This window comes from Allobrachymonas sp. (genome assembly GCF_041912815.1).
In the GTDB taxonomy this organism is placed as follows: Bacteria; Pseudomonadota; Gammaproteobacteria; order Burkholderiales; family Burkholderiaceae_C; genus Brachymonas.
Window position 1 is genome coordinate 70939 of sequence record NZ_JAYRLV010000009.1, and the last position, 19492, is coordinate 90430.

18 protein-coding genes are annotated in these 19492 nt (G+C 65.3%); 10 read left to right on the forward strand and 8 right to left on the reverse strand.

Going from position 1 to position 19492, the window contains the following annotated elements:
• Window positions 1–255: 255 nt before the first annotated feature.
• From ACE3P9_RS08410 to mnmG, 5 genes are all read right to left on the reverse strand, one after another.
• Complete coding sequence (locus tag ACE3P9_RS08410; RefSeq protein ID WP_374493284.1) at window positions 256–1209, reverse strand: ParB/RepB/Spo0J family partition protein; 954 nt, start codon at window positions 1207–1209, stop codon at window positions 256–258.
• A 7-nt stretch (window positions 1210–1216) separates the two neighbouring features.
• A complete protein-coding gene (locus tag ACE3P9_RS08415; protein ID WP_374493286.1) occupies window positions 1217–1801 on the reverse strand; it encodes an RBBP9/YdeN family alpha/beta hydrolase in 585 nt (194 codons plus the stop codon).
• Between the two features lie 17 nt (window positions 1802–1818).
• Window positions 1819–2589, reverse strand: a complete 771-nt coding sequence (locus ACE3P9_RS08420; RefSeq protein WP_374493288.1) for a ParA family protein — start codon at window positions 2587–2589, stop codon at window positions 1819–1821.
• Between the two features lie 89 nt (window positions 2590–2678).
• On the reverse strand, window positions 2679–3365 hold the full coding sequence (rsmG, locus tag ACE3P9_RS08425; RefSeq protein WP_374493290.1) for a 16S rRNA (guanine(527)-N(7))-methyltransferase RsmG: 687 nt from the start codon (window positions 3363–3365) through the stop codon (window positions 2679–2681).
• A complete protein-coding gene (mnmG, locus tag ACE3P9_RS08430) occupies window positions 3362–5320 on the reverse strand; it encodes a tRNA uridine-5-carboxymethylaminomethyl(34) synthesis enzyme MnmG (RefSeq protein WP_374493292.1) in 1959 nt (652 codons plus the stop codon). Before mnmG ends, rsmG begins: the two co-directional genes overlap by 4 nt.
• Window positions 5321–5322: 2 nt before the next feature.
• On the opposite strand from mnmG, the gene ACE3P9_RS08435 reads away from it, so the two are divergent.
• A complete protein-coding gene (locus ACE3P9_RS08435) occupies window positions 5323–5541 on the forward strand; it encodes a hypothetical protein (RefSeq protein WP_374493293.1) in 219 nt (72 codons plus the stop codon).
• 798 nt (window positions 5542–6339) lie between these two features.
• On the opposite strand, the gene ACE3P9_RS08440 is transcribed toward ACE3P9_RS08435, so the two are convergent.
• Window positions 6340–8751 carry a heavy metal translocating P-type ATPase gene (locus ACE3P9_RS08440; protein WP_374493295.1) on the reverse strand — a complete coding sequence of 804 codons (2412 nt, stop codon included), beginning with the start codon at window positions 8749–8751 and terminating at the stop codon, window positions 6340–6342.
• A gap of 245 nt (window positions 8752–8996) precedes the next feature.
• Between ACE3P9_RS08440 and ACE3P9_RS08445 the strand changes: the two genes are divergently transcribed.
• From ACE3P9_RS08445 to ACE3P9_RS08465, 5 genes are all read left to right on the forward strand, one after another.
• The gene (locus tag ACE3P9_RS08445) at window positions 8997–9206 is read left to right on the forward strand and encodes a heavy-metal-associated domain-containing protein (RefSeq protein WP_374493297.1); all 210 of its coding nucleotides are present in this window, start codon (window positions 8997–8999) and stop codon (window positions 9204–9206) included.
• A 152-nt stretch (window positions 9207–9358) separates the two neighbouring features.
• A complete protein-coding gene (locus tag ACE3P9_RS08450; protein WP_374493299.1) occupies window positions 9359–9940 on the forward strand; it encodes a YceI family protein in 582 nt (193 codons plus the stop codon).
• Window positions 9937–10410 carry a Cu(I)-responsive transcriptional regulator gene (gene cueR / locus ACE3P9_RS08455; protein WP_374493301.1) on the forward strand — a complete coding sequence of 158 codons (474 nt, stop codon included), beginning with the start codon at window positions 9937–9939 and terminating at the stop codon, window positions 10408–10410. Before ACE3P9_RS08450 ends, cueR begins: the two co-directional genes overlap by 4 nt.
• Before the next feature lie 150 nt (window positions 10411–10560).
• Window positions 10561–11007 (forward strand): Spy/CpxP family protein refolding chaperone, encoded by a 447-nt coding sequence (locus ACE3P9_RS08460; protein ID WP_374493302.1) that lies wholly within the window; start codon window positions 10561–10563, stop codon window positions 11005–11007.
• 246 nt (window positions 11008–11253) lie between these two features.
• Window positions 11254–11475 carry a DUF2788 domain-containing protein gene (locus tag ACE3P9_RS08465; protein ID WP_374493303.1) on the forward strand — a complete coding sequence of 74 codons (222 nt, stop codon included), beginning with the start codon at window positions 11254–11256 and terminating at the stop codon, window positions 11473–11475.
• Window positions 11476–11504: 29 nt separating this feature from the next.
• Here the strand turns inward: ACE3P9_RS08465 and ACE3P9_RS08470 are convergent, their stop codons facing one another.
• Window positions 11505–12194, reverse strand: a complete 690-nt coding sequence (locus tag ACE3P9_RS08470) for a DUF2238 domain-containing protein (RefSeq protein ID WP_374493305.1) — start codon at window positions 12192–12194, stop codon at window positions 11505–11507.
• A gap of 193 nt (window positions 12195–12387) precedes the next feature.
• On the opposite strand from ACE3P9_RS08470, the gene ACE3P9_RS08475 reads away from it, so the two are divergent.
• Window positions 12388–12996, forward strand: coding sequence for an AAA family ATPase (locus ACE3P9_RS08475; protein ID WP_374493307.1), 609 nt, complete (start codon window positions 12388–12390; stop codon window positions 12994–12996).
• Between the two features lie 13 nt (window positions 12997–13009).
• On the opposite strand, the gene ACE3P9_RS08480 is transcribed toward ACE3P9_RS08475, so the two are convergent.
• Complete coding sequence (locus ACE3P9_RS08480) at window positions 13010–13702, reverse strand: TetR/AcrR family transcriptional regulator (RefSeq protein ID WP_374493310.1); 693 nt, start codon at window positions 13700–13702, stop codon at window positions 13010–13012.
• 286 nt (window positions 13703–13988) lie between these two features.
• On the opposite strand from ACE3P9_RS08480, the gene ACE3P9_RS08485 reads away from it, so the two are divergent.
• From ACE3P9_RS08485 to rbbA, 3 genes are read left to right on the forward strand one after another with little or no spacing between them, the layout of a single operon-like run.
• Window positions 13989–15581, forward strand: a complete 1593-nt coding sequence (locus tag ACE3P9_RS08485) for an efflux transporter outer membrane subunit (RefSeq protein ID WP_374493312.1) — start codon at window positions 13989–13991, stop codon at window positions 15579–15581.
• Window positions 15578–16651, forward strand: a complete 1074-nt coding sequence (locus tag ACE3P9_RS08490) for an HlyD family secretion protein (protein WP_374493313.1) — start codon at window positions 15578–15580, stop codon at window positions 16649–16651. Before ACE3P9_RS08485 ends, ACE3P9_RS08490 begins: the two co-directional genes overlap by 4 nt.
• Entirely contained in the window at window positions 16648–19491 is a 2844-nt protein-coding gene (gene rbbA / locus ACE3P9_RS08495) for a ribosome-associated ATPase/putative transporter RbbA (protein ID WP_374493314.1), read from the forward strand. Before ACE3P9_RS08490 ends, rbbA begins: the two co-directional genes overlap by 4 nt.
• Window position 19492: the final 1 nt, after the last annotated feature.

Genomic DNA, 19492 nt, shown 5'->3' on the forward strand with positions numbered 1-19492 from the left:
GCACGCATGCGCAGATCAAGAAAAACGCCGCGAGAAAGGCGGCGTTGCGTGAAGAACCGGGCGGAGTGCTGACAGAACCCGCGGAAGAATCCGAAACGTGCATGGCGATACCACGGTGGGAAAGACAATGGTTCCAGATTATGCCGTAGCTCCCCCTGCGCAGGGTCGCCCTCCATGCAGCCTGCAGCCCTTGCCCCTCGAAGGCACCGGCCAATGGGTTCACTCACCGCTTGATTACATTTTGTTTCAAATGAATCAATCGGCGGCATCCTGAGCCAGCAGGCGCAGCCGGTCGATCAGCCCGTTGAGCGAGTCGATGGAGCCGAACTGGATGGTCAGCTCTCCGGCCTGGTCGCTCTTTCCTCCGCGGCGCACCTGCTTCCTGATGCGTATCTCGACCTGCGCCGCCAGCAGGTCGGACAACTCCTCCTCGACCCTGCGCACATCACCGGATTTTTCGGGCGCAGTCCGGGCCGGAGCATCGCCCTGCATGCTGCCCATGCGGCGCACGAGGTTTTCCGCCTCTCGCACGGAAAGCTTCTTGCCTGCAATCTGGTGCGCAGCCGTGATCTGCTCGGCCTTGTCCAGGCTCAGAAGCGCCCGTGCATGCCCCATGTCCAGATCGCCAGCCATCAGCATGGTCTGCACCGGTTCGGCGAGCTGCAGAAGACGCAGCAGATTGCTGGCAGCGCTGCGGCTGCGGCCCACAGCCTGGGCTGCCTGCTCATGGGTCAGGCCGAATTCGCCCACCAGACGCTGCAGCCCCTGCGCCTCTTCCAGCGGATTCAGATCCTCACGCTGGATGTTCTCGATCAGTGCCATGGCGGCGGCAGCTTCGTCGGGCACATCGCGCACCAGCACCGGCACCTCGGCCAGCCCTGCCAGACGGGCAGCACGGAACCGGCGTTCCCCGGCAATGATCTCGTAGCATCCTGCCATGTCGCCCTGAACCAGCTGCCGCACCAGAATGGGCTGCATGATGCCCTGGGCCTTGATGCTCTCGGCCAGCTCGTACAGAGCGCCTTCATCCATGCGCGTGCGCGGCTGATACTGCCCGGGCACCATCCGGTCGAGCGCAAGCACGGTCGGCGGCTGCACGGCATCGGCCGTGGCATGGGAATCTTCGCTCACCGGGGTGTCCATGACCTTGGGGCCCAGCAGGGCCTCCAGTCCACGCCCCAGCCCACTCTTGCGTTTGCTCGTTGCCATCGAGGGCTTACTCCTTGTTGATCGGGTGGGGCTCCTGCCCCTGCCCCATGAGCCACTGCAGCCAGGCATATCCTTCGGGCCAGTCGCCCAGGCCGCTCTCGGCGTTGATGTGTCCGCGCGCGCCCACATCCACCCATCGGCTGCCCCAGCCCTGCGCCAGTTCCTGGGCACGGGCAGGACTGCAGTAGGGATCATCCTGGCTCGACACCAGCACACTGGCAAAAGGCAGCCGCTGCCGACTGATGGGACGCCAGCTCGGATGCAGGAAGCTGAGGGCTGGCTGCTCGACATCGCCCGGAGCCACCAGCAGAGCCGCCCGAACCCGCGCCACCTGCTGGCTGTGGGCGGCCCATGCCGCCACCAGAATGCAACCCAGACTGTGGGCTGCCAGCACCACCGGAACAGGAGATGCCAGCACGGCCTCTTCCAGCTGGATCATCCAGTCACCCCGCAGGGGATGCTGCCAATCGTGCTGGGCCACGCGCACGCAGCCATGCAGCCGTTCCCACCGGCTCTGCCAGTGCTCCGGCCCACTGCCCTGCCACCCTGGCAGGGTCAGCACCCGGAAGGCCGGGGAGTCTGTATCGTGCATGTCCGTCGCTCCCGATTTCAGAGGGCGCGGACGCGCTCGACCATTTCATCGGCAAAGGCGATGAAGGCCTTGCTGCCCTTGGCCGAGGGATCGAACACCACGCCCGGAACTCCATAGCTGGGCGCCTCGGCCAGCCGCACATTGCGAGGGATGACGGTATGAAAGACCTTGTCACCGAAGTGCTCGGAGAGCTGCTCGCTCACCTGCTGCTGCAGGGTGATGCGCGGATCGAACATGACCCGCAGCAGGCCAATGACCTTGAGCTTGGGATTGAGATTGGCGTGGATCTGCTTGATGGTATTGACCAGGTCGGTCAGCCCTTCCAGGGCAAAGTATTCGCACTGCATCGGCACGATGACCCCGTCGGCTGCACACAGGCCATTGAGGGTGAGCAGACTCAGCGCCGGAGGGCAGTCGACGATCACAAAGTCGTAATCGGCATCGACAGCCTCCAGGGCTGTCTTGAGACGACGATCGCGACGATCCTGATCGACCAGTTCCACTTCCGCTCCGGCCAGCTCCCGATTGGCTCCGAGCACGTCATAGCCGCAGCGCTCGGGATGCACACGGGCCTCGCTCACGCTGCACTCTTCCAGCAACACGTCGTACACGCTGGGCTGCAGGGTGCGCTTGTCGACACTCGACCCCATGGTGGCATTGCCCTGCGGATCCAGGTCCACCAACAGGACACGCTGACCGATCTTGGACAAGCCGGCGGCCAGATTGACCGCGGTGGTGGTCTTGCCCACTCCGCCCTTCTGATTCGCCACACAGAAAATTCTGGCCATATGCTTGCTCGCTCACAAAACAAATCGAAATTGTAGCCAGCACGTCTCCATGCCGGAACCGGCAGTCCGCCTGCCGACTGCCATCGGCTTCAGGATTTCTTGCGCATCCAGACGATGCAGCGTTCGGCATCGAGCTGTGGCACCTGCAATGGTTCCACGTGAAACACCTCGACCGTGGGCGGCAATGCAGCCATTTCCTCGTCGGGTCGCCGCCCCTTCATGGCAAGCCAGACACCCTGAGGAGCCACGGTCTGCTGCGACCAGGCCGTGAAGTCCGCCAGCGATGCAAACGCCCTGCTGCTGACCACGTCATAGACCTCACGCACCTGCTCGACCCGTGCATGCAGACCGCGCAGATTGCGCAACTGCAGCGCAGACGCCACTTGCCGCACAAAGGCAGCCTTCTTGCCCACGGCGTCCACGCAGTCAACCCGCAGGTCGGGCTGACAGACAGCAAACACCACTCCTGGCAAGCCCCCGCCCGAACCGACATCCAGCAACTGGGTCTGACCTTGCGTCTGTCCCAGATGACGCCGAAGAGGCTGCACTGCGCTCAGGCTGTCGAGCACGTGGTGGGTGAGCATTTCCAGCGGGTCCCGCACAGCCGTGAGGTTGTAGACCCGGTTCCACTTGCCCATCAGATCCAGATAAGCGAGCAGCCGTTCGACCCCCCCCTCTTCCAGCGAGAGGCCCATGGCATCCAGCCCCGCCCGCAGCCGGGCATCGAGCTGCGAAGCAGAGACGACTGCACCATTCCGCGAAACAGGAGATGTCATGCCTGGACTCCAAAATCCTTGCGCGACTTGCGCAGATGGATCAGCAGCAGCGAAATGGCTGCTGGCGTCACCCCACTGATGCGGGATGCCTGCCCCAGAGTGGCAGGCTGGTGGCGATTGAGTTTCTGCCGCACTTCGATGCTCAGGGCTGGCACCTGCATGTAGTCGAAATCACGGGGCAGCTCCAGCGTTTCGTAGCTGGCAGCCCGCTCGACCTCGGTCCGTTGCCGATCGATATAGCCGGCATACTTGATGCCGATTTCCACCTGTTCGATGAGCTGGGAAAGGGCTTCCCCCTCTTCTGTTTCACGTGGAACATTGACAGGAATCTCAGGATTCGCATGACGTCCGCCCTGCATGCGCATCAGGTCAGCGTAACCGACTTCAGGGCGACGAAGCAAATCGGCCAGGTTGTATTCGCGTTCGATGGCCTTGCCCAGCACCCCTTCCGCCTCGTGCGCCGGCAGGGTCTGCGGATGCACCCAGGTCGACCGAAGCCGTTGTGTTTCACGTGAAACCGCATCGCGCTTGCGGTTGAAGGCATCCCAGCGCGCATCGTCCACCAGTCCAAGCCGGCGCCCGGTCTCGGTGAGACGCATGTCGGCATTGTCTTCACGAAGCTGCAGACGGAACTCCGCGCGGCTCGTGAACATGCGATAGGGTTCGGTCACTCCCTTGGTGATCAGGTCGTCGACCAGCACACCCAGATAGGCTTCATCCCGACGCGGCAGCCAGGCCGGCTCCCCCTTGCACTGCAGGGCGGCATTCAGTCCGGCAAACAATCCCTGGGCCGCGGCCTCTTCATAGCCTGTGGTCCCGTTGATCTGCCCGGCAAAGAACAGGCCCTTGATCTGGCGGGTTTCGAAGCTGTCGGTCAGACTGCGCGGATCGAAATAGTCGTACTCGATGGCATAGCCCGGACGCAGAATATGGGCCTGTTCCAGACCCGGCAGGCTGCGCACCAGCGCCAGCTGAATGTCGAATGGCAGGCTGGTGCTAATGCCGTTGGGATAGAACTCATGGGTGGTCAGCCCCTCGGGCTCCAGAAAGATCTGGTGACTGTCCTTGTCCGCGAAACGGTTGATCTTGTCCTCGATGCTCGGGCAGTACCGGGGGCCCACCCCTTCGATGCGTCCTGTGAACATCGGGCTGCGGTCGAACCCGCTGCGGATGATTTCGTGGGTGCGCGCGTCGGTGTGGGTGATCCAGCATGGCAGCTGCCGAGGATGCATGCGCGCCCGGCCCATGAAGCTGAAGACAGGCATATGGGGATTGGGGCTGCCGGGCATGCCGTCACCGGGCTGTTCTTCACAGCGGCTGAAGTCGATGGTCCGGCCATCGATGCGCGGAGGCGTGCCGGTCTTGAGCCGCCCCTGGGGCAACTGAAGTTCCTTAAGCCTGGCCGACAGTGCCACGGCCGGTGGGTCCCCTGCCCGTCCAGCCTGGTAGTTGTCGAGCCCCACATGAATGCGCCCATCCAGAAAGGTGCCGGCAGTCAGCACCACCGCCCGGGCACGGAAGGTAATGCCCACCTGGGTGACGGCGCCTGTCACCCGGTCGCCTTCGACCACCAGATCAGTGACTGCCTGCTGAAAGAGCTGCAGATGGGGCTGGTTTTCCAGCATGCGGCGAATGGCGGCCTTGTACAGCAGGCGGTCTGCCTGCGCACGGGTCGCACGCACGGCGGGCCCCTTGCTGCTGTTGAGAATGCGGAACTGGATGCCGGCTTCGTCCGTGGCCAGAGCCATGGCCCCACCCAGTGCATCCACCTCCTTGACCAGATGTCCCTTGCCGATGCCACCGATGCTGGGATTGCAGCTCATCTGCCCCAGCGTCTCGATGTTGTGGGTCAGCAGCAGGGTGCGGCACCCCATGCGCGCCGAGGCCAGGGCCGCTTCGGTCCCCGCATGGCCTCCACCGACCACGATGACGTCAAATTGCTCCGGATAGATCACGGATGACTCCCCTTCACGCCGTGCGATGCATCCCTGACAGACAGGGCATCGGGAACGGCATCGGGAACCTGGCTCCGGAAGCCATGGTTCCCACAGATTCAAAGAAATTCAAAGAAATGGCGTTATGCACGCGCTTGAGCGCCCAGCGTGCAATCGCGCGCTATGGCAATCCAGAAAAGACGTGGAAAAATCACATTTATATTTCACAATACGAAATATGAATGTGATGGACTGGTTCACAGCCTCGCCTGGCGTTCCGCCGGCCGAATGCGCGCATGACGGCACGGGAAAGCTGCAGTGCCCTTTCCTGACCAGAGCACACAGAGTTCCCAGAACAGCCTGCCATGCAGGACCGGTTTTTTCGCTCACTTCAGGGATCAGACAACCCCTGCCCACTGGATCACAGACAACGGCAGAACCCAGGCTGTTCCACGGCCTGCCCAAGGCTTCCGATTCTATCGGCCCCCTCTGCTCCTGTCGCGCCCTCCTGCTGCTGCCCGCATGGGCGATCGGGGAACCTCTTGGGAAGCACCGCCCCCTTCGCTGTGGCATTTCGATGCCGGCACGCCACAGGAACAACAGGACATCCAAAAAAATGTGCAGGCACAACCTTGTGGGCAATTTGCGGGCAAATGAGGAGTTGTGCACCGAAAGCGGGGACGTGCTCAGGTTGTGGTCTGTTCGTGCACAGGGCGCGACGGCGGAGCTGCACAGGGATTTTTTTTCTCCAACTGCGCGCAGAAATTGAGAAAAATGAAGTTATCCACAGAAACGGTCGGGCTTCTATTTACTACCACTACTGATATATCAAAATACAGAAAAAGACCTTGGACAACTTTCCCGGCTGCCTGCAGGACGAGGGGGCTGACCGCAAGGAACGGACTGCCTACAATGGGCTCAGGGCAAAAAACGGCGTTTGAGCAGGCAGAACGCTCGCAGCAGACGGTCGGGAGCAGAGAGCAAAAAAAAACCGGACCTCTCGGTCCGGTTCGGGAAGGAGTCTGAAAGAAAACGGGCTGTCAGAACGGCTTCCATCGACGAAGCAGGAGCGCATTGCTGACAACGGAAACGGAACTGAGTGCCATGGCGGCACCGGCGAGCATGGGGTTGAGGTAGCCGAAAGCCGCGAGTGGAATGCCGACCACGTTGTAGGCAAAGGCCCAGAACAGGTTCTGGCGGATCTTGCGGACGGTGACTCTGGAAACATCGAGTGCTGCGGCCACGAGCCGTACATCTCCACGCATCAGGGTGACATCGGCCGCATGGAGGGCAACGTCGGTACCTCCCTGTGGATTGGCCATGGCCATTCCGACATCTGCCTGTGCAAGGGCAGGAGCGTCGTTGATGCCATCGCCCACCATGGCGACGACCTGCGGTGCATCGCCAGTGCGTGCAGGTTGCTGCAGGTGCGCAATGGTGTGGGCCTTGTCGCCGGGAAGAACGTCGGCATGGACCGCGTCGGATGGAATGCCGACCTGCTGTGCCAATGCCAGGGCAGCGGCCCGGTTGTCGCCGCTGATGAGCACCGTGCGGATGCCGCGGGACTGCAGAGTGTGCACGGCGCTGGCAGCTTCGGGTTTCGGGTGATCGGCAAAGGCCCAGAGTGCCGCCAGCTGCACGGGAGCATCGGGATGGGAGCGCAGCGCCAGGGCAGACAGTGTGGCGCCCTTGCTCTGCCAGTGCGCAATGAAGTCCCTGCAGGCAGGAGCATCGAGCGCTGCACCGAGTTCCTGCATCCAGCGCAGGCTGCCGAGCAGCCAGAGGGTGTCGCCGATGCGGCCTTCGATGCCGCGACCCGGTGTGGTCTGGAGCGCATGCGCTCCTTCTGCCGCCGTCACCGCCTGTTTCTGGGCTTCGAGCAGGATGGCATGTGCCAGAGGATGGGTGCTGCCAGCCTGCAGTGCCGCAGCGATGGCAAGGATGGAAGGTGCGGACGAGGGCGCAGTGGCGTGCAGATCCAGCGTGGCGGCGAGCCGGGGCTCGCCGACCGTGAGGGTGCCGGTCTTGTCGAAGGCGACGATACGGACCTGGTGGGCGCGTTCGAGTGCAATGCTGTCCTTGATGAGAATGCCGGCGCGTGCGGCGACTCCGGTGCCGGCCATGATGGCGACGGGCGTGGCCAGGCCGAGCGCGCAGGGACAGGCGATGACCAGCACGGCGACGGCACGCAGCAGAGCCGGTTCCATGGGCAACCCTGCCAGCAGCCAGCCCACGAAGGTGATGGTGGCCACTGCAAGCACGGTGGGCACGAACACGGCCGCCACCCTGTCGACGAGTTTCTGAATCGGAGGCTTGGCGGCCTGTGCGTCCTCGACGAGCCGGATGATGTGGGCGAGCACGCTTTCGGAGGCGGTGGCCCGGACATCCACCTGCAGCACGCCATCGCCGTTGAGGGTGCCTCCGGTCACGCGGTCTCCGGCAGACACCTCGACGGGGAGCGGTTCTCCCGTGAGCATGCTGGCATCGACCTGGCTTGCGCCGTTTCGGACGAGGCCGTCTGCCGGGATGCGTTCGCCGGGCTTGACGACGATGGTGTCGCCCAGCATGAGCTCGGCGACGGGAACGTCCTGTTCGCCGTCGAGCGGCGAGAGCCAGTGGGCGACATCCGGGCGCAGCGACTGCAGCGCTGCAATGGCCTGCGTGGTCTGGCGCTTGGCGCGGCCTTCCATCCACTTGCCGAGCTGTACCAGCGTGATGACCACGGCGGAGCTCTCGAAGTACACATGGGGGGCCGTCTCCGTGGCAGGGCCGCCGGATGCCATGGGCATGTCGCCGTGCACAGGCATCGTGATGCCGTGGCGCATCCACAGCCAGACGGACAGGAGCCAGGCTGCGGAAGTGCCCAGGGCAACCAGGAGTTCCATGTTGCCGGTGCGCTGCTGGAGGGCATGCCATGCGGCGCGGTAGAAGCGCAGGCCCAGAGTGAACTGCACCAGGGTGGCGAGGAGGAACTGCAGCCACACGGGGACCAGCATGTGGGCGCGCTCGCTGCCCAGCCAGGGAATGGCCAGCATGGGGGCCACCAGCGGGATGCACAGGATCAGGCCTGCGAGCACAGGCAGAAAATCGCGTGGAATGCCGAGTACCCGCTCCTGCGACAGCGGCTGGAGCCCGGCGTGGGCGCGGGGCACATAGCCGGCGTTGCGGATGGCCCGCAGCAGCGCGGCCGGGGCCTGCGTGGGCGAGGAGGCTGTATGCGCGAGGGCGGGCGTGAGCGTGACCCGGGCCGTTTCGGTGGCGAGATTGACATTGGCATCCGCCACGCCGTCGACCTTCTTGAGGGCCCGTTCGACGCGGGCCACGCAGGAGGCACAGGTCATGCCGTCGATGCCGATGTCCAGGGTGCACTGGGCCGCGCCGTCGGGGGAGTGGGTTGGAGAGGTCGGTGCAGGGACGGGAGCGGGGGTGGGAGGACGAGAGGAACTGTTCATGGCGATGCAGGGGGAAAAAGAGGAAGCGGGAGGGGGTCCGGCCGGAAAGGGGAGAATGGAAGCCCGGTTCCTGGCGTGGGACGAGCCCCGACAGCGCAGAGGCTAGACCTTGCCATGAGGGAAAGGTCAACCCGATGGCATCTCCCCTGCCCGGAGGCGGGCTGTGTCTTGACCTTGCCATGGTGGCAAGGTGGAGACTGATGCGTGGTTTTCATTTTTCGTCGTTTTCTGTTGAGGAGATATCCATGAGCGAAGCCCTTCGTCTGACGGTCACCGGCATGACCTGTGGCCACTGCGAGAAAGCCGTGACCCGTGCCATTCACCAGCTCGATGCCCAGGCCGAAGTCCATATCGACCGGGCCGCCAATCTGGTCGAGGTCAAGACCTCGGCCGATCCGCAGGCCCTGTGTGCCGCCATCACCGAAGAGGGCTACCAGGCTGCGCCCCAGGCCTGATTCGGCAAGGGGATGCGCCCTTCTCCTATAGAGCAGTTTGGCTTGTCCCCGTATGGCAGGCGGTTATCCCGTCCTGATGCACACTTTATACACAGCCTTGTCCACATCATGGGGATGCAGACAGGGCTGCCCCCCATGCAAGGAGCAATGACATGCAGACAGTTCGTCTTTCCCTGATGGCCGTGGCGGCCACCCTGGCCCTGGGCGCCACAGCGGCGCAGGCCGCCAGCTATGAAATCGATCCCGCCCATACGCACACCACGTTCGAGATCGGCCACTTCGGGACTTCCACCAACCGTGCGCGCTTCGACAAGACCACGGGCTCCATCGAGCTCGACCGTGCCCACCATCGCGGCCGTGTCGATGTCTCCATCCACACCGACACCATCAGCTCCGGCACCGAGCATTTCGATGCCCATCTCAAGAGCGCCGACCTGTTCGACAGCGCACGCTATCCGACCATCCGCTTCGTGTCGGACCGCTTCGTGTTCCAGGGCGACAAGCTCGTGTCGGTTCCGGGCCAGCTCACCCTGCTGGGCAAGACCCATCCGGTCACGCTCAAGGCTGTGCACTTCAACTGCTACAAGAGCCCGATGTTCAATGGCCGTGAAGTCTGCGGCGGCGACTTCGAGACCACCATCGACCGTACCCAGTGGGGCATGGACTACCTCGTGAAGATGGGCATGCCCACTTCCGTGCACCTCATCACGCAGATCGAGGCCGTGCAGAAGTGAGCCATCCGGTAGCCCCCCTCCCCTCCCTGGCTTCGGTGAGCTGGCCGGTGAATGTCGGCCAGGCTGCGCGTCTCGCGGGCCTCAGCCCGAAGATGGTGCGGTACTACGAGAGTCTGGGGCTGCTGGGCGACATTGCCCGCAGCGAGGGGGGATACCGGCTCTATGGCCAGTCGGAGGTGCAGGCCCTGTGCTTCATCCGGCGCAGCCGTGCCGTGGGATTCGACATGGAGCAGACGGCCAGCCTGCTCGATCTGTGGCGCAACCCCACGCGCAGCAGTGCGCAGGTCAAGGCGCTTGCGCAGGCGCAGGTCGAACGCCTGGAGCGCCGCATCGCCGACCTGCAGGCCATGCAGGCCACACTCGAGACGCTGGTGCATGCCTGCCATGGCGACCAGCGTCCCGAGTGTGCGATTCTCGATTCGCTGGGCAGCGCGCAGGAGCCTGCTTGCTGCGAGGGCGGCAGAATGTAACGGATCCGCAGCCAGAGGCGCCGAATCCGCGATTCTGTTACAAACGTACCGCCCCGGGTAGTCGGGAGGCAAACTTTCAGGGCATACTGTGCGCGAGGCGGCCCAGGCCACAAAGGCACCGCCGCATTGCTAGACAACCCGAGGATTACCATGTCTGTTCAAAAACTGTTCACGCGGTCCCTGATCGCTGCTTCCATGTTCGGCCTGCTCGGCGGTGCCGCATTCGCTGCAGAAAAGGCTGCTCCGGCTGCCCAGAAGCAGGCCAATCCCATGATGCAGCTCAAGTCCGCACTGAAGATCTCCTCCTCGCAGGAAGGAGCCTGGAACAACTTCGTGGCGGCCTATTCCAACCGCTTCGTGCCGAGCCGCAACCCCTCTCCCCAGGAATTCAACAGCTGGAAGACTCCCCAGCGCGTCGATTTCCTCAAGAGCCTGCGCGGCGAGGAAACCGCCTTCATCAACAAGCGCTATGACGCTTCCGTGGCGCTCTATGGCCAGCTCAACGACGAACAGAAGAAGCAGTTCGACATGATGACTGCTACCCCCGTGGCCAGCAACCAGCCGGCTGCGCCTGCCAAGGGCAAGAAGCACAAGTAAGCATCTGCCTCCCGCCCGGTGGTGTCACCGGGTGGTGTGCATGGCATGCCTGCACCCGATCCGCCCACGAGGCGGATTTTTCATGCCTGCGGCAGCCGACTGTGCCGCAGCGTGCGCTCGGAGGCGCCGTGATTTCCCGTGTCGGGGCAAGGACTTGGCGCAACCGCGGATGTGGGGTGCCGGGATTGCGGCTATGCTGTCGACCGCCCCTGATCCGCTCCCTGACCTGCTGGATGACCCTGACCCATGTTCGGACTGACTGAAGCCCAGATTTCCCAATTCGGCCTGACCTTCGGGGTCGGTGCCTTCATGCTCTACATGATCTTCATCATTGCCAATCTGGCCTGGAAGTCCAAGGCCGGCAAGGCGGGGACGTTCTGGCTCTTTCTGGCTCTGGGCCTTGGCTTTACCGGTTTTGTGGCCAAGCTGCTGATCGAATACGTGATCGAATCCCGCCACCTGCTCTGAGGCCGAGGAGGGGCCTCCGTGCCCCGGATTCAGACCTCGGATGCCACGCGCTCAGGGCATGCACCGGGCAGCTGCGCGAGCTGCCGGTCATGCAGCTGGCGCAGAAACAGCATGGCGCACAGGCCCCCGATGAGTGCGAAGGCCATGTCCGACTGGGTGTCCCACGGATCGCCCTGGGTGCCGAGAAAGGCATCGGCCGCCTGGCCCGAGGCTTCGGCCACGCCCCATTCGACGAGTTCATAGCAGGCGCTCACGGCCATCACGATGCACACGCACAGAAAGGCCAGCATGCGCGGCCCCAGGCCATAGCGCGCCCGCACCAGAATCTCGCGTGCCGCCAGGGCCGGCACCAGTCCCTGGAAAAAGTGCCCGACCTTGTCGTAGGGGTTGCGCGAGGTGCCCAGCCAGTGTTCCATGAAGAAGCCCAGGGGAGCCTTGGCGTAGGTGTAGAGCCCACCGTGGATCAGCACCAGCGCATGCACGAAGATCAGGGCGTAGAGCATGGTGGTGAGGGGATAGCGCCTGTGGGTGGCCACCAGCAGCGGCACCACCACCATCACCGGAAAGGTTTCGAGGAACCAGGTGAGCCGGTCGGCGGTCTGCCAGCAGGTGGCGATCATGATGCACAGCAGGAGGAGTCCCCCCGCCACCAGCCAGGGGGTGCGGGGATCGGTGCGGGAGGCTGCCGAGGCGTCCCGAGAGAGAGGAGAAAGGTCCATGGCAGGTCTGTTCCGGAGGATGCGGAGGTGCAGGAAAGGGAGGATGTCCCGAGTATGCCCTGGGCTCCGTGTGCGGGAACAGGCTGGGAGCGGGGCCGGTTGCTGCCATGGCCTATGCTTCGGGGCTGGATAGTCGAGTTTCCCGATCACCCGGGCAGGCCATGGTGGCCCTGCCTGCAGGAGGACGTTTCCCATGTCGCAACTTCTCTTTTTCTGTGGCCATGCCGGTACGGGCAAGACCACGCTGGCCAGACGTCTGGTGCGCCACTGGCATGCGCAGCCGGCGGCGGGAGCGTGGTGCCTGCTCGACAAGGACACGCTCTATGGCGCCTACAGTGCCGAGGTGATGGGCCTGCTCACGGGCGACCCGAACGACCGGGACAGCCCTGTGTATCTGCAGCATCTGCGTGATCCCGAGTACCGGGGGCTGTTGGACACGGCACGTGACAACCTGGCCACAGGAGGGAATGTGGTGGTGGTCGGGCCGCTGTCGCGCGAGGTGCGGGCGCACCGGCTTGCCGACCGGGCATGGCTGGGGGTGGGGCCCGAGGTGCAGATCAGCATTGTGTGGGTGCAGCTTGCGGAAGCGGAGGCCCGGCGTCGCATCGAGCAGCGTGCCCATCCCAGCGATGCCTGGAAGCTGGCCCACTGGGACCAGTACCATCCGCGCCTCTTTCGGCCGGAGCCGGCCGAGTATCCCGAGCTGCTGATGTTCGACAACACGGAGCCGGGAGAGGCCGGATGGGAGCGGCTGTGCACGGCGCTCGATGCCCGCATGGGGAGAGGTCCGGCCTTCCGGTAGGCGTGGACAGGAGTCAGATGGCAGAGCCGTCCGCGTCCGGTGCGGCCGGAAAGTGCCCCTGCAGAATGGCCCGCAGCGCCCGGGTGATGGCGGGACGGTCGATCTCCTGGCCGGCCAGGTGGGTGATGGTGGGGCTGGAATCGAGCGTGATGCAGATGGCCCCCAGCACCAGCGTATGGAAGACGGCCGGGTGCTGGCTCTGCACGATGCCGGCGTCGATGGCCTCCTGCCACAGGGGTTCACAGATGCGGTAGAAAGGTTCTGCCAGGCTGGTGTTGAGCGCATCAAGCCGCCAGCCCGGGGAGTGCAGCTCGCGGCTGAAGAAGAGAAAGACCTCGCGCCGCTGCGCGGCCAGGCCGATGAAGAAATCGATGGCGGCATGCATGCGGGCCACGAGCGGTTCTGCCCCGCCGATGATGGCGCGCAGGGTGGGGGCATGCTCCTCCTGCCGTTCGACAATGGCGCCGAGGGCCGCCTGCCAGAGTCGCGCCTTGGAGCCGAAGTGGTGACTCACCATGGCCGGGTCGAGTCCAGCACCTTCGGCAATGGTGCGCAGGCTGGCGCCATCGAATCCGTGCTGGCCGAAGATGGTGACAGCCACTTCCAGCAGCCGGGATCGGCCGTCCGCACAGGGGGTCTGCGAAGCAGCCGGTCGACCCGGGCGCCGGGTGGTGCGAGGGGGCGAGGAAGCAAGGACGTCGGTCATGGCAAAACGGCTCGGAAGGATGTCGGACTCATTTATTCAACATGTGTTGAGTTACAATGCGGATCATCGGAGGTCCGGGGCTGCGGTGCAAGATGCTGTGGCGCGCTGGTGCATGTGGAAAGAGGTGTGGACCTGTGGTCTGCCGCCTGACAGACGGGTCCCCGGTTTCCTCCCATAATGATTCCATGACCTGCCTCTGCCGTGGTGCCTCGCGCCGGAGCAGGGCTGTGTCCTGCAGGCTGCCCGGGATCTTTGCGGGTATTGTGGCCTGAGATGATGAGGTGTCATGAACTTGCCCGAGCATTCTTTCTGTCCGTTGCGCACGATCATGGCGGGGACCATGGTGGCCCTGGGGCTTCTGGGGTGTGCATCCGCTCCCCGGCCCGAGCCACCGGTGGCGGCCCTGCCCTCTTCCTATCCGGTGGCCGTGCGAGCCCAGGAACAGCAGGAAGCGGCTGCGACGGTGCTGCGCTGGGACGATCTTTTTCCCGATCCGGACCTGCACCGGCTGTTGCAGGCGGCGCTCGATTACAACAGCGACCTGCGGGCTTCCGTCGCCCGTGTGGAGGAGGCGCGCGCCTCGGCCGGGCTGCAGCGGGCCAATTCGCTGCCCGCCATCGGCATGGGAGCGCAGGGCATCCGCAGCCGGGTCGATCTGCCCATCGATCAGGTGCCCTCGGGGGCGCTGCCGCAGCCATGGGCGGCGATGCTGCAATCGGTCGATCGCACACAGATTCTTTCCACCTACCAAGCCGGGGTGGTGCTCACGCCCTATGAAATCGACTTCTGGGGCAAGATCCGCCAGCTCAATCAGGCCGCGCGCGATACCTATCTGGCCAGCGCCGAGGCGCAGCAGGCATTCCGCACCAGCCTGATGGCGCTGGTCACCGACACCTGGCTGCAGGGGCTGGAGCTGCAGGAGCGGCTGGCGCTGGCGCACCGCACGCTGGCGGCCAACGAGGAAAGCCACCGCATCATGCGGCGCCGGGCAGCGGTGGGACTGATTTCGGACATGGAGGTGCGCCAGACCGAGAGTCTGGTGGCGAGCACCCGCGCCGATGTGGCGGCACTCGAACGCAGTCTGGCACAGAACCGCGCCCTGCTCACCCAGCTCACGCACCTGCCCGATCCCCCCAAGGCACAGGGCGAGCATCCGCTCACCCGGCTGGCAGACCGCCCGCTGCCAGCGGGGCTGCCTTCCACGCTGCTGACGCGGCGACCGGACATCCGTGCGGCCGAATGGCAGCTGCGCGCCGCGCGGGCCAATGTGGCGGCAGCCCGGGCTGCATTTCTGCCCAGCGTCACGCTCACGGGGGCGGGGGGCGCCATCAGCGATTCCTTCTCCAATCTGTTCGACCATGCCTACGGGGCGTGGCTGTTTGTGCCGAGCATTCACATGCCGCTGTTCGACGGCGGACGCACCCAGGCGCATCTCGATCTGGCCGAAGCCCGGCGTAACGAGCTGGTGGCGCAGTACGAGAGCAGCATCCGTGGGGCGTTTCGAGAAGTGTCCGAGCTGATGGCGGCTCGGCACTGGCTGGCCGAGCAGGAAAAGGACGTCCGGGAGCTGGTGGCGGCGCAGGGCGATCGCGAGCGCATTGCCTTGAAGCGCTATGACCGTGGCTATAACAGCTATTTCGAAGTGCTCGATGCCGAGCGTTCCCGCTTTGCGGCCGAACAGGGGCTGGTGCAGCTGCACCGCGCCCGCCTGAGCAGTCTGGTGGGGCTGTACAAGGCGCTCGGCGGTGATGCGGCCATTGCGTTCGTATCCACGGAGCCCGCAGGCGCTGCACCGTCTGCGCTGACTGCATCAGCTGCATCGGCATCCATGCGTGCCGCCGCACCGGCGGCCACCGTTCAGGAAGGAATCCAACCGTGACATTCACTCGCAAGCAACAATGGCTGGCAGCTGCAGCGGCGACAGTCGCCGTGGTCGCCGGGGGCTGGTGGTACTGGCAGCACCAGCAGGCTGGCCGCGATCCAGAGGGCTTTGCGTCGGGCAACGGCCGCATTGAGGCCACCGAGGTGGATATTGCCGCCAAGGGCGCCGGACGGGTGCAAGACATTCTGGTCAATGAGGGCGATCCGGTGAAGGTGGGGCAGGTGGTGGCCCACATGGACAACACCTCCATGCAGGCGGTGCTGCACCAGGCCGAGGCCCAGCTGCTTGATGCGCAGAGCAAGAAGGTGTCGGCCCTGGCGCTGGTGTCCAAGACCCGTGCCGACCTTGTCACCGCCGAGGCCGTGCTGCGCCAGCGTGAGGGAGAGCGCGGCATGGCGCGCACCACGCTCGGACGTACCCAGTCGCTGCTGGCCGATCGGGCCATTTCGCAGCAGCAGGTCGACGAGGACCGCACACGCGTGAACAGCACCGAATCGGCCGTGTCGGTGGCACGTGCCCAGATTCAGGCCGTCAAGGAAGGGCTGCAGGTGGCCCAGGCCCAGGTGCGGCAGGCGCAGGCCGGCATTGATGCGGCCCAGGCGGGGGTGGCCCGCATTCGCAGCGAGCTCGACGACACCGATCTCAAGGCGCCCCGCAGCGGCCGCATCCAGTACCGTGTGGTGCAGCCCGGCGAGGTGGTGGGTGCAGGGGGGCGTGTGCTCAGCATGCTCGATCTGCACGATGTCTACATGACCTTCTTCCTGCCCGACGAGGTGGCAGGGCAGGTCGGACTCGGCAACGAGGTGCGCATCGTGCTCGATGCCGCGCCCGGGTTCGTGATTCCGGCCACGGTGAGCTATGTGGCGGGTGTGGCGCAGTTCACGCCCAAGGCGGTGGAGACCCGGAACGAGCGCCAGAAGCTCATGTTCCGCGTCAAGGCGCGGGTGGACCCGGCACTGCTCCAGAAGTACCAGAACCAGGTCAAGTCCGGCATGACCGGCGTGGCCCACGTGCGGCTCGATGCGCGCCATGACTGGCCGCAGAACCTGCAAGTCCATCTGCCATGACCGCTGCCTCCGACGCCCCTCTTGCCGTGGGGAGCGCTTCTTCTGCTCCCGCGACTCCGGACGGGGCGCCTGCGGCTCCGTCCGTGGCCAGCCTGCGCGGAGTGACCCACCGCTACGGCGCCACGCGGGCCAACGACCACATCGACCTCGACCTGCCGGCCGGGTGCATGGTGGGCCTGATCGGGCCAGACGGGGTGGGCAAGTCCACTCTGCTGGGGCTCATTGCGGGCGCCCGCCGGATCCAGGAAGGACAGGTGCACGTGCTCGGTGGCGACATGGCCGATGCCGAGCACCGCCGTGTGAGCTGCGGACGCATCGCCTACATGCCGCAGGGACTCGGCAAGAATCTCTACCCCACCCTGTCGGTGTTCGAGAACATCGACTTCTTCGGGCGCCTGTTCGGGCAGACACGGGCCGAGCGCCGGCGCCGTATCGCCGAGCTGCTGGCGGCCACCGGCATGTCGCCCTTTGCCGATCGCCCTGCCCAGAAGCTCTCGGGGGGCATGAAGCAGAAGCTCGGGCTGTGCTGTGCGCTCATCCACGATCCCGATCTGCTCATCCTCGACGAGCCCACCACGGGGGTCGACCCGCTCTCGCGGCGCCAGTTCTGGGAACTCATCGACCGCATCCGCCGGGGACGGCCGCAGATGAGCGTGCTCGTTGCCACCGCCTACATGGAAGAAGCCGAGCAGTACGACTGGCTCGTGGCCATGGATGCCGGGCGGGTGCTGGCCACCGGCACGCCCGGGGAGCTCAGGGCACGCACCGGCACGGCCACCCTGGAGGAGGCCTTTCTGCACCTGCTCCCCCCCGAGCGCCTGCAGGGGCACGAGGCCCTGGTCATTCCACCGCTCGACGTGGCACAGGCTCCGGTGGTGATCGACGCCAAGGGGCTGCGCAAGGCCTTCGGCGACTTCGTGGCTGTGGATGACGTGACGCTGCAGGTGCGCCGGGGCGAGATCTTCGGCTTTCTCGGCTCCAACGGCTGCGGCAAGTCCACCACCATGAAGATGCTCACCGGCCTGCTGCCGCCGACCCGGGGAGAAGCCCTGCTGTTCGGCGAGCGCATGGACGCCGACAACATGGCCACCCGCAGCCGGGTGGGCTATATGTCGCAGGGGTTCTCGCTGTATTCGGAGCTGTCGGTGCGGCAGAACCTGCTGCTGCACGCCCGGCTGTTCCACCTGCCGGCCGAGCGGATCGCGCCGCGCATGCGCGAGCTCACCGAGCGATTTGGCCTCGACGACGTGCTCGACCAGCAGCCCGATGCCCTGCCGCTCGGCATGCGGCAGCGGCTGCAGCTCGCCGTGGCCGTCCTGCACCATCCGGATGTGCTGATCCTCGACGAGCCGACCTCGGGGGTCGATCCGATCGCCCGCGACGAATTCTGGTCCCTCATGATCGACCTGTCCCGCCGGGACGGGGTCACCATCTTCATCTCCACCCACTTCATGAACGAGGCGGCGCGCTGCGACCGCATCTCGCTCATGCATGCCGGCCATGTGCTGGCCTGCGACACCCCCGCCGCGCTGGTGGCCGCGCGCGGAGCGCCCACGCTGGAGGCGGCCTTCATCGACTACCTGGAAGACGCCATGGGCCGCAGCGGCGAGGCCGCCCTGCCGGAAGAAGCGGCACAGGCAGCTGTGCCAGCCCCGCCCTCCCCGGCCTCGTCCCCGGTGCCCGCAGCACGGCCTGCTGCGGTGGCGGCCCCGCCGCGCTGGAGCCTGGCGCGGCTGCTGAGCTACAGCGCCCGCGAAACGCTCGAACTGCGCCGCGATCCCATCCGCCTCGCCATGGCGCTGCTCGGCAGCGTGCTGCTGATGATGGTGCTTGGCTACGGCATCCGGCTCGATGTGGAAAACCTCAACTACGCCGTCCTCGACCAGGACCAGAGCCGTCTGAGCCAGGACTACACCTTGCAAATCGCGGGCTCGCGCTACTTTCGGCAGCGCCCTGCCCTGCACAGCCTGCAGGAGCTGGATGCACGCATGAAGACCGGCGAGCTGGCGCTGGCGCTGCAGATCCCGCCGGGATTCGGGCGCGATCTGGAACGTGGTGCCCGTCCGCAGATCGGGGCCTGGGTGGACGGCTCCATGCCGCTGCGTGGCGAGACCGTGTCCGGCTACCTGCAGGCCATGCATCTGCAGACGCTGCAGACCTGGGCCCGGGAGTTCACCGGGCAGTCGATGCAGGTGCCGCTGTCGGTCGATACCCGCTACCGCTACAACCCGGATATGCAGAGCCTTGTGGCCATGGTGCCCGCCATGATCCCCATCCTGCTCGTCTTCATCCCCTCGATGCTCATGGCACTCGGAGTGGTGCGCGAGAAGGAGCTGGGCTCCATCATGAACATGTACACCACCCCGGTCACGCGGGTGGAGTTCCTGCTCGGCAAGCAGCTGCCCTACATCGCCCTTGCCATGATGAGCTTCCTGCTCGTGTTCCTGCAGGCCCTGCTGCAGTTCGGGGTGGCCTTCACCGGCAGCCTGCCGGCCTATGTGCTGAGCACGCTGGTGTATGTCACGGCCACCACGGGGCTGGGGCTGCTGGCCTCCTCGCTCACCCGCAGCCAGGTGGCTGCCATTGCCGGCACGGCCATTGCCTCGATGATCCCGGCCATCCAGTACTCAGGGCTGATCGACCCGGTCAGCTCGCTGCAGGGGCTGGGACGCTTCATCGGCATGATCTATCCCACCTCCTACTACCTCACCATCAGCCGGGGGGCCTTTTCCAAGGCGCTGGGCTTTGGCGAACTCGCCAGCGCCCTGTGGCCCCTGCTGCTCATGGTGCCCGTGCTGACCCTGCTGTCTGTGCGCTTTCTCAAGAAACAGGCCGACTGAC